The organism is Leucobacter chromiireducens subsp. chromiireducens (assembly GCF_016758255.1).
GTDB lineage: Bacteria > Actinomycetota > Actinomycetes > Actinomycetales > Microbacteriaceae > Leucobacter > Leucobacter chromiireducens.
The window spans coordinates 375,025-385,512 of record NZ_QYAD01000004.1; the positions used below are offsets into that span (position 1 = coordinate 375,025).

8 protein-coding genes are annotated in these 10,488 nt (G+C 66.4%); 2 read left to right on the forward strand and 6 right to left on the reverse strand.

What is annotated here, in order from left to right; translation table 11 throughout:
- Together D3226_RS12730 and D3226_RS12735 are read left to right on the forward strand one after the other, a co-directional pair.
- Complete coding sequence (locus tag D3226_RS12730; RefSeq protein ID WP_202382960.1) at positions 1-1,914, forward strand: HSP90 family protein; 1,914 nt, start codon at positions 1-3, stop codon at positions 1,912-1,914.
- A complete protein-coding gene (locus tag D3226_RS12735; protein ID WP_202382961.1) occupies positions 1,911-3,866 on the forward strand; it encodes an ATP-binding protein in 1,956 nt (651 codons plus the stop codon). Before D3226_RS12730 ends, D3226_RS12735 begins: the two co-directional genes overlap by 4 nt.
- Positions 3,867-3,905: 39 nt before the next feature.
- On the opposite strand, the gene mnhG is transcribed toward D3226_RS12735, so the two are convergent.
- Genes mnhG through D3226_RS12765 form a run of 6 tightly spaced genes read right to left on the reverse strand, consistent with a single transcriptional unit; the run spans position 3,906 to position 10,225 of the window.
- A complete protein-coding gene (mnhG, locus tag D3226_RS12740) occupies positions 3,906-4,280 on the reverse strand; it encodes a monovalent cation/H(+) antiporter subunit G (protein WP_202382962.1) in 375 nt (124 codons plus the stop codon).
- A complete protein-coding gene (locus tag D3226_RS12745) occupies positions 4,273-4,587 on the reverse strand; it encodes an MrpF/PhaF family protein (protein ID WP_202382963.1) in 315 nt (104 codons plus the stop codon). The genes mnhG and D3226_RS12745 overlap by 8 nt, the downstream gene beginning before the upstream one ends.
- A complete protein-coding gene (locus D3226_RS12750) occupies positions 4,584-5,144 on the reverse strand; it encodes a Na+/H+ antiporter subunit E (RefSeq protein ID WP_202382964.1) in 561 nt (186 codons plus the stop codon). Before D3226_RS12750 ends, D3226_RS12745 begins: the two co-directional genes overlap by 4 nt.
- A complete protein-coding gene (locus D3226_RS12755; protein ID WP_202382965.1) occupies positions 5,137-6,801 on the reverse strand; it encodes a Na+/H+ antiporter subunit D in 1,665 nt (554 codons plus the stop codon). Before D3226_RS12755 ends, D3226_RS12750 begins: the two co-directional genes overlap by 8 nt.
- Positions 6,798-7,349 carry a Na(+)/H(+) antiporter subunit C gene (locus D3226_RS12760; RefSeq protein ID WP_202382966.1) on the reverse strand — a complete coding sequence of 184 codons (552 nt, stop codon included), beginning with the start codon at positions 7,347-7,349 and terminating at the stop codon, positions 6,798-6,800. Before D3226_RS12760 ends, D3226_RS12755 begins: the two co-directional genes overlap by 4 nt.
- The gene (locus tag D3226_RS12765) at positions 7,349-10,225 is read right to left on the reverse strand and encodes a Na+/H+ antiporter subunit A (protein ID WP_237462812.1); all 2,877 of its coding nucleotides are present in this window, start codon (positions 10,223-10,225) and stop codon (positions 7,349-7,351) included. Before D3226_RS12765 ends, D3226_RS12760 begins: the two co-directional genes overlap by 1 nt.
- Positions 10,226-10,488 lie beyond the last annotated feature (263 nt).

The following is a 10,488-nucleotide window of genomic DNA, read 5'->3' on the forward strand; positions in this document are numbered from 1 at the left end:
ATGACCGAACGGTTCCAGGTTGACCTCTCCGGGATGGTCGACCTTCTCTCCCGACACCTCTACTCTGGCCCGCAGGTCTACCTGCGCGAGCTCATCCAGAACGGCGTCGACGCGGTTACCGCGCGCCGTGAACACGACGCAGCGGCGCCAGCGCACATCCGCATTACAGCGGGGCGCGACGAAGCTGGGCGCGAAACACTCGAGGTGGTCGATACGGGCGTGGGGCTCACCGCTCAGCAGGCGGCAGAGCTCCTCGCGACCATCGGCCGCTCGTCGAAGCGCGACGCTGACTTCGGGCTCGGCCGCGCCGAGTTCATCGGCCAGTTCGGCATCGGCATGCTCGCTGCGTTCATGGTCGCAGATCGGATCGAGGTGATCTCGCGCTCCATTGAGCCCGGGGCGCCAGCAATTCGCTGGGAGGGACGAGCCGAAGGAACCTTCGACGTTGCAGAGTTGCCGGCGGGAACAGAAACCGTTCCCGTCGGCACTCGCGTGCGCCTCACGGCACGGGCAGATGCGGGGCACTGGCTCAGCCACGACACTGTACTTGCGCTCGCCCGCGAGTATGGTTCGCTCCTCCCCTTCGACATCGCGGTGCGAGCTGCGATCGATGACGCGGGCGACGCCTGGGTGCGCGTGACCGAGCCTGAGCTGCCCTGGCGCGTGGAGTACGCACGCACCAGGGAGCGTGAGCAGGCGCTCTCCGCGTACTGCGAGCGCACTTTCGGCTTCACACCGCTCGGCGCCATCGATCTCGAGCTTGAGCTCGCCGGGGTGAGCGGTGTCGCATTCATCCTCCCGCAGGCGGTATCACCGGGCGCTGGCCAGCACCGGGTCTACATGAAGCGCATGCTCCTGGGACCGCGTGTCGACCGCGTGCTTCCCGAGTGGTCGTTCTTCGTGCGCGCCGTGCTCGACACGGATACGCTCTCACCCACGGCGTCACGCGAACAGCTGCACGACGACGAGGTGCTTCTTGGCGTGCGCGAGGCCATCGGCGGGCAACTGAAGCAGTGGGCGCTTGCCGAACTGGCGAGCGAGTCACAGCTCGCGCGTGCGGTGATTCGCACGCACCACCTCGCGCTCCGAGGGCTGGCGCTCACCGACCCTGAGATGCTCGACCTCATCGCACAGATCCTCCCCTTCGAAACGACCGACGGACCGCGTACGCTCGCCGAGCTCGGGGCGGATGGCGCGGAGATCGTGTACACGACCACGACCGAGGCCTATCGTCGGGTCGCCGCGGTCGCACGCGCGCAGGGACTCATCGTGCTGAACGCCGGGTACGTCTACGATGCTGATCTGCTCGACCGTTTGGGCCGACGGCCCGGGTGGCGCGTGCGCGAACTCGAAAGCGCCGATCTTGTGCACACGCTCGGTGTGCCGTCGCTGGAGCGCGAGTGGCAGGTCTCTGAGGCGGTTGCGCACGCGCGCGAGCTGCTGACGGACGACGACTGCGATGTCATTGTTCGCACGTTTGCGCCCGAAGCGGTGCCCGCGATTCTGTTGCGCGACTCGGAGGGCGAGCACCGCCGCGACCGCGACCGAGAGCGTGAGGCGTCACCAGATCTCTGGGGCGGCCTCCTCGATGCGTTCGCGGAGAACGGGCCTGAGCGCAGCCGAACGCTGGTCCTCAACGACGACTCGGCCGTCGCGAGACGACTGCTCGCGGCGCCGCGGGGCGAGGTGTTCGCTGCTGGGCTCCGATCGCTCTACCTCTCCGCCGTCATGCTCGCCGGCGAAGGCCTCCGCAGCGCCGAATCCGCGGCGCTCGCCGGCGCACTGGGAGTGCTGCTCGACTCGGCCCTCGCACCAGTCGTCGAACCCGCCGGGGGGACCGACTCACCGTCGGCCGCCGCTCGCCCCGATCCCACGCACTCCCCCGACGATCCTGCACAGGAGGACTCACCGTGACCGAAGACATCGCTCGCGAGCTCGCCAGCGTTCGGCGCATGCCCTACGGCACCGCCCGTACCGCCACCGCGGAGGCGCTCACCCGACGCATTGAGACGGAGGGCCCGAAGGAGTACCTCGCTGAGGCGCTCCTCGATCTCGTCGAGGCCTACTCCTTCGCGGATGAGGGCGCAAAGTCCTTCGTGGTATTCGCACGCGCACTCCGGCTGTGGGACGAGAGCCCCGAACTCTTCGACGCGTCGGACGAGCAGAACCTGTTCTGGGAGTTTAAGTGGGTGGCCTCCGACCTCTCGGAGTACCCGCAAATCACCGCGCCCCAGGCAGAGGCGTTCCTCGCGGACATGGAGCGGCGCTTCACTCTTGCCGGGCACGGGCTCTCCTCCGTGCGCATGAGTTGGTTCAGGTGGGCTTGGCACGCCGGAAGGCCCGATGCCGAGGTGCAACGGATCGCGTGGATCACCGGACTGCGAGACGAGTTCGAGGATTGCGCGGCGTGCACGATCGGCCAGCAGGTTGACTTCTTTGTTGACTCCGAGCGCACGGCCGAGGCAGTGACCCTGGGACAGACGCAACAGGATCGCTGCAACCTGGAGCCGGCACGCACGCGCTACGCCCTCTCGCTCGCCCTGCTTCTCGAGGGGGATCCCGTCGCAGCGGAGCGAGTGCACAAGCAGGCCGTTGCCGCAGACGACGGCGACATCACCGATTTTCCGGCCGCGCGCGGCCACGGGTTCGAGATGCTCGCGCGTGGTGGCCGCATTGAGCAGGCCCTCCGGATCCTCCGCAGCGACTACCCAGACGCGCTGCGGAAGGGCGCCAGCCCAGCGCTGCATCTTCGCTTCTACGTTGGCGTCCTCGCGGGGCTCTCCGCAAATCTTGATCGTGGCGAGCTCGAAACCGGGTTTGCCGAGCCCGAGTGGCGCACGGTTGCCGAGCTCCACGCGTGGGTGCTCGCCGCAGCACAGCGACTCGCGGGGCCACTCGATGCCCGCAACGGCACCCGCATGTACGCCGAACACATCGATCGGTCACTTGCTGCGCAGCGTGTCGCCGCGCAGCTTCCGGAGTCCGCCTCCGTCATCGGGAGCACCGCCGTGCCGACCGTGACTGCAGCGCCCGAGGTCGCCGTCGAGGCAGCGGCGACTGGTACGACGGCTGTCGGTGATGAAGTGGACGGAGCGGGCCGGGCACCCGAGAGCGCCGCGGCGCTTGCTCATGCCGAGACGCTCGCATCGCGGGGACAGCACGGCGAGGCGGCACGCGGATACGCGTCTGCCGCAGAGCTCCTCGAGCGCGAGGGGTGGCTCGGGCGAGCGGGGATCGCGTACGCCGAGGCCGCGCAGCATGCGGCGGAGGACCAGGACGAGGAGGCGGCACACGCGCTCTTCGCAGCGGCGCTGCCGCGCCTTCGTGCCGGTGAGGCGGAGCCCGAGGTTCGAGTCGCTGTGCTCACCGCGTGGGCGCCCGTCGCGGCTCGCATGAGCGATGCCACCGGCCACCTCACCGCGACCGCAGACGAACTCAGCGAATACGGCGAGTTCGACGGCTCCGATATGACTGAGGAGCTCGCAGAACGTCGACGTCTCGCATGGATCGCGCAGCGGGCGGAGCTGCGCGACACACTGGCCCGTTCCATCAGCGCAGCGCTCCCTGCGCAGCGCCCGGCGGGCCTGACTGCTGAACGTGCGCTCTCCGAGGCCAGCCTCGCCGGTGAGGAATACGCGCAGCTCGGACGCATCGGCGACGCGGCACACGCGTTCTGGCTCGCCGGAAAGCTCCAGCGTGAAGCAGGCGCAACCGGCGAGGCGGTGTGGGCACTCGAGTCAGCGTTCGAGGGCTTCACGATCGCCCGAAGCCGCGACGCGCGTGCCGAGGTCGCGAGCGAGCTGATCGAGCTGCTCCGCGCAAGCGGTCAGGACGAGCGGGCCGAGCAGCTCATCGCCGAGCTTTAGGAAGACGGTGCGCGGGCTCGGCCCGCGCACTGCCCCGCCCTAGCCGTAGAGCGTGTCGCTGCGCTCGATTGCGGGGCCGAGTTCGTCGACCACGAGCGAGTTCGCATCAAGTTGCCTCGTGCGGTACGCGGCACGTCCCACCATGTGAGCGGCAACCGGCGCGGTCAGCGACTGGAACACGAACACCGGAACGAGCGCGAGCAGTGTGGGGAACGAACGCTGGTCGAGCGCGATCGCCGCGATGATGAGCAGCAGGCCGAAGATCTGCGGCTTCGTCGCAGCGTGGAGCCGGCTCAGCACGTCTGGAAAGCGGAGGAGCCCGATTCCCGCCGCGACTGAGAGCACAGCGGCGAGGAACACGCACACGACGGCTGCGAGATCCATCAGCTGTTCCCACAGTGCGAGATCAGACATGGCCGGCCCCTTCCGTTGGTTCCTCGGGCAGCGGCTGCTCTGCGCGTCGCTTCACAAATCGCGCCACAACGATCGTGGCGAATGTCGCGGTCGCCGCAATCACGGTCATCAGCGCGATCGAGTCCGTGTGGCCGCGCACCACCATGTCGGTGCCCACCGCCAGCATGAGCGTGGTGAGCAGCACATCGGAGGCGACCATTCGGTCGAGGATCGTGGGTCCGCGAACAATACGCACAATCGCAGCGAGCGCGGTCGCGGTGAGGCCGATTCCTGCTCCGATCAGCAGCGCGGTGGTGACGAGACTCATCGCAGCGCTCCGATCTCCTGCTTCGACCCCAGCGTCAGGATGAGGAGACGCTCGATGTGGCGCACATCGTGTCGCATCTTCGTGATTGCGCGCTGGGTGGGCGTGTTCAGTACGTGCAGGTAGAGCGTCGATTCAAACCGGTCGACCTCGGCCACGAGCGACCCCGGGATGAGCGAGATCGTGAGGCCCACCACGGTGAGAATGAAGTCGTTGCGGGTGCTGAGCTTCACCGCGATAATCGCAGTGGGCGGCGGCGGCCCCGGCCGGATCGACAAGTAGGCCACCTGCCAGGACGCATGCGCAAGGTTCCAAAAGAAGAAGCCCAAGTAGCGCAGCGCGTACCAAGGATTAAAGCGCCCGGCGAGCTCCACCGGCGGTAGATAGAACACACGCATGACCAGGATCGCGACGACGATGCCGCTCACAACGGACAAGAGCGACACCTCGTGCCACAGCATCATCCAGAGTGCCACGAGGCCGACCAGCAGGGGCAGCTCGTGCAAGCGGACGCCAAGCGCGACTCTCCGCGCGGCGCGGGGTGCAGGTGTCTCAGTCATGAGTCGTCTCCCCTCCCGGTCGCGTATCACCCGAGCCGCCGCCGAGCTGCCCCGGGGTATCCCCGAGTACCAGCTCGACCATGCGACCCGGCTCGGCCATGTTCTCGCCCGCACGATCAGCGTACGCGTACAACGGACCGGCGAACACGGTCAGGCCGACGCTCACGACCACCATTCCGGTCGTCGCCGCAATCATCAACCGCGGAATCTCCTTCTGCTCCTGCTGCGGTGATGCGTCGGGCGCGTCGTGGAGCTGCTCAAAGAGCGCTTCTTCGCGCTCGCGCAGCATCATCGCCTCGGTGCTCGGCTTCCGCGTGCTGCGGCTTTCCGCCTCCGCGCGTCGGCGCGGGCGCCAGAACGCGAACACCCACGCGCGGGCAAGCGCGTACAGCGTGAGGAGCGAGACGAGTGCGCCGATCCCCATCAACCAATACGCACCGGGGGTCGCAAGATCCGCAGCCACGGTGAAGAGGCCGAGCTTGCCAATGAAGCCGGAGAAGGGCGGAATGCCGCCCAGGTTCAGCATGGGGATAAAGAACAGCACCGCGATGACCGGGGCTGTGCGGAGCATGCCTCCGAGCCCGGAGAGTGAAGTCGTGCCGCCGTGGCGCTCCATCAGACCGACCGCGAGGAACAGCGTCGTTTGCACAATAATGTGGTGCGCGATGTAGAAGATCGTGGCGCCGAAGCCGGCGGCGTTCGCCATCCCGATACCGAAGATCATGTAGCCGATGTGGCTGATCAGCGTGAACGAGAGGAGGCGTTTGATGTCGAGCTGCGAGACCGCACCCAGAATGCCGACGATAAGCGTGAGGCCCGCGACCACGAGGAGCACGGTGTCCACGCTTGAGGTGGGGAACAACAGAGTCTGGCTGCGGATGATCGCGTAGACGCCGACCTTCGTGAGCAAACCAGCGAACACGGCGGTCACGGGTGCCGGAGCCGTGGGATACGAGTCCGGCAGCCAGAACGACAGCGGGAACACCGCAGCCTTAATGCCGAACGCGATCAGCAGCATCAGGTTGAGAAGCAACTGCACTTCGCTCGGGAGCTCAGCGATACGCACCGTCAACTGCGCCATATTCACCGTGCCGGTGGCGCCGTAGATCAGCGCGATCGCGGCCAGGAAGAGCACGGAGGAGACCAGCGACACCACCACGTACGTGACACCCGCGCGGATCCGCTGCGCGGTGCCGCCGAGGGTGATGAGCACGTAGCTCGCCACGAGCAGGATCTCGAAGCCGACGTAGAGGTTGAAGAGGTCGCCAGCGATGAACGCGTTGAAGACGCCCGCGCCCAGCACGAGATAGGTCGGGTAATAGATCGAGACGGGAGTATCCTCGTCTCCGTCAGCGAGGCCCTGCCCGATCGAGAAGAGGAAGACGCCCAGCAGCACGACAGAAGACACCGCGAGCATCAGCGCGGACACGCGGTCCACCACGAGCGCGATCCCAAACGGAGCTGCCCAGCCGCCCACCTCCATGACCAGAGCGCCGTGGGCATCGACCAGCCACATCAGCGTGCCGCTCAAGACGAGCACGGAACTGAGCGCGACGAGGGTGATGCCCTGCTGCAGCCGACGATGCCCCGGCACCGCGAGCGCCAGCGCGGCGCTCGCGAGCGGAATCAAGACAACGAGGGGAACAAGCGCGGTCATCGGCGATCCTCCACGGGGAAGCTGCCACCGTCGGGGCCGGCCCCGGGCGCATCAATTGGGCGAACATCGACGCCCGGGATCGGAACCGCGTATCCCACCGCCTGGCCGTCCTCGGTAAGGTCATCATCGTCGGTGTAGTCCGGAGTATCCGCCAGATCTTCCTCCGTGACCTCGTCAGAGCTGAGCTCGTCGGCGTCCGCAAGCTCGAGATCCCCATCGTCGTCGCGCACGGTGTCCGTGCGGTCTTGCGCGAGTCGCCAGGAGCGGTAGATCAGCGCCAGCAGGAAGGCACTCACCCCGAAGGTGATCACAATCGCGGTGAGGATAAACGCCTGCGGGAGCGGGTCGCTCATCTCGTCCGCGGGGCCCGCGCCAACGAGCGGCGCGGTGCCGAACGAGCCTGACATCAAGAAGATGAGCAGGTTGGTCGCGTTGCCGACAAGCAGAAAGCCGAGCAGCAGACGGGTGAGCGTGCGGTCAAGCATGAGATACACGCCGCAGGCGTAGAGCACCACCATCACGACCACGAGAACCAGCGGCATCGTCATCAGCGGTTCACCTCCTCATCCACGAACGAGTTCGCCTCAGCTTCCTCGTGCTCGTCGATCTCAGCACCGAGGCTGCGCAGCACGTCAAGGATCAGACCGAACACAACGAGGTAGACGCCGATATCAAACAGCGTGGAGGTCACCAGCGGGAGCGTTCCGAACGGGCCGAGATCCACATCGATCCAGGCGGAGGCAAGCGCGGACTGGCCGAAGAACATGGGCAGGATTGCCATCGAGACTGCAAGCGCGAGGCCCACCCCGAGGATGCGACCGGCATCAAGCGGCACAGTCGCCCCAAGCTCGTGCCGGCCGCCTGCAAGATAGCGTGCGACGAGCGCGAGCCCAGCGACCAGCCCGCCAGCGAAGCCGCCGCCCGGAGTGTTGTGTCCGGTGAGGAGCAAATAGATCGAAAGAATGATCAGCGCGTGGAAGATCAGACGCACGACGACCTCGAGAATAATCGATCGGCGTGCAGGGTTCAGCTGGCGACCTGCAAGCAACCAGGACACCCGGCTGGCCGGGTGGTTCGGATCCGCGACATGCAGAAGATGCGCCTGCGCCTGGCTCCGCGCGTCGCGGCGCCGCAGCTTCGGGCGGAGGTCCGCGCGCGTGTTCAAGAACACTAGGGAGGCCACACCGGTCGCGGCAGCGAGGATCACGGAGAGCTCACCCATGGTGTCCCAGCCGCGAATATCCACGAGCATGACATTCACCGTGTTCGCGCCGTGGCCGCCGGCATACGCCATCTCCGGGAGCTGGAGCGAAATCGGCTCCGCGATCCGAGAACCCAGCGCGATGACCGCGAAAGCGCCGATGACGAGACCGACCGAGATACCAATCAGAGCGCGGCCCCAACGCACGCGTTTTGATGGAGGCGAGCCGATGCGCTGCGGCAGTCGACGGATAACGAGCACGAATGCGATGAGCGTGACCGTCTCGACGAGCGCCTGCGTGAGCGCGAGGTCCGGGGCGCCGTGCATGGCAAAGATCGCCGCCATCCCGTAGCCCGTGATGCCCACGAGCACGACTGACTGGAAGCGCGTGCGTGCGCGAAGGCTGAACAGTGCGGCAACGATCATGATGAGCGCGATCGGCACCTGTACTGGGGAGGTCACGAGGGTGACTTCTTCCGGCCACTCAGCGGTCGTGAGGATCGCACCGCCGAGCGTCAGCACGAGGACGATGAGGATCACCGCGAGGTAGAACGGGAGCGAGCCGCGCTGGGTGAGTGACGTCACACGGACAGCGATGCTATCGACACGATGCGTGACCAGCCAGTACGCGTGCGAGGCGGAGAAGCGATCGGGCAGCGCGGGCATCCGGAGGCCTGGGCGGGAGAGCAGCACGCCGAGCAGACCGCCGAGCACCAGCACCGCGGCGGAGGCGCCGAGGGCGGGAGTGAAGCCATGCCAAAGCGCGAGGTGTTCCGGCGTCGCTCCCCCGGTCACGGTGCGCTGGAGCACCGAGTCGACAGCGGGCGCGAGGAGGCCGCCGAGCACCGTCAGCGCCGCAAAGACCGCGGGAACCGACAGCGAGACGATCTCTGGGCGATGCGCGAGACCACAGTCGGCAACACCGGGCTTGCGTGCGAACGCGCCCCACAAGAAGCGCGCCATGTACGCCACGGTCAGTATGCTTCCGAGCACGGCAACGCCGAAGGCGAGCCCCGCGAGCGGCTCATCCTGCGCAAGATCAAGCAGTTCAGTGAACGCTGCCTCTTTCGCGACGAAGCCGATGAACGGCGGGACACCGGCCATCGACGCAGCAGCGATGATGGTGATGACTGCGAGTGCCGGAAGCTGCCGACCCAGGCCACTGAGCTTCCGAAGGTCGCGAGTTCCCGCAGCGTGGTCAATTGCGCCCACGGCAAGGAAGAGCGGCGCCTTCGCGAGGGCGTGCGCAAAGAGCAGCGCGAGGCCCGCGAAGCTTGCCCGAGGATCACCGACGCCAAACACCATGATGAGCAGACCGAGTTGGCTCACGGTGCCGTGCGCGACGATGAGCTTGATGTCGTACTGCTTCAGCGCACGGATGCCACCGTTCAGCATCGTGATGGCGCCCAGGATCACGAGCGCCTCGCGGTAGCCGACTACTTCCGAGAAGCCCGGATTCAGCCGGGCAATCATGTAGACGCCTGCCTTCACCATCGCGGCGGCGTGCAAGTACGCGCTCACGGGAGTCGGCGCAGCCATTGCGCCGGGAAGCCAGAAGTGGAAGGGGAAGATCGCGGATTTCGAGAGTGCGCCGGCGAGGACCAAGAACACCGCGGTCACGGCCGCCGGTCCGGTGGGCGCGGCGGCGACGATGTCCGAGAGCAACGAGCTTCCTGCGGCGTGAGCGAGGATCACAAATCCAACGAGCATCGCGAGGCCACCGAGCGTCGTGACGATCAGCGCCTGCAGTGCGGCGGCGTTCGAGGTGCGCAGTCGTGTCACATGGCCGATGAGCAGGAAGGAGAAGATCGTCGTCCCCTCCCAGAACACAAAGAGCAGGAAGACATCATCAGCGAGCACCAGGCCAAGCATCGACATCGCGAAGCCCATGAACACGGCTGCGAAACGAGGAAGGCCCGCTTCACCCTCATCAAAGTAGCGCGCACAGTAGAGCAGTACGAGAGAGCCCGCGCCAGTGACCAAGAGCGCGAACAGTGCCGACAGGACGTCGAGACGGAACGTGAGCGTCAGCGACAGCTGTGGCACCCACGGCAGGGACTCTGTCAGCACCGCTCCCCCGAATACGGGCTGAGCAAGCACCAGCAGAGCTACGAAGGCAAGCGCAAGCACACCAGACAGCGCGAAGAAGCCGTTGCGGCTAACGCGACGAACCAGTGGATAGGCGGCAGGGGCGGCGAGGGCGAGAACGAGCAACACACTCATCATCGCACCCATAGGCGGCCCACTTCCGTACTGAGGTCGTCGTCTATTTCCTCATTTATGGTATCGGAAAGCGATGGCTTTGCCTGAGGGTTCTCCCGAGAACGGCGCGTCGAATTGACCCGAAAGCGGACTACAGTCTCACTGTCCGATACGAGGAGAGGTGCGGACATGACACCCACCAATTTTTGGGGTCAAAAAAAGGGAGGGCCACACCCGCAAGCCACCATCACTGGTGACCAACAAGTGCAACCCTCCCTATAAAA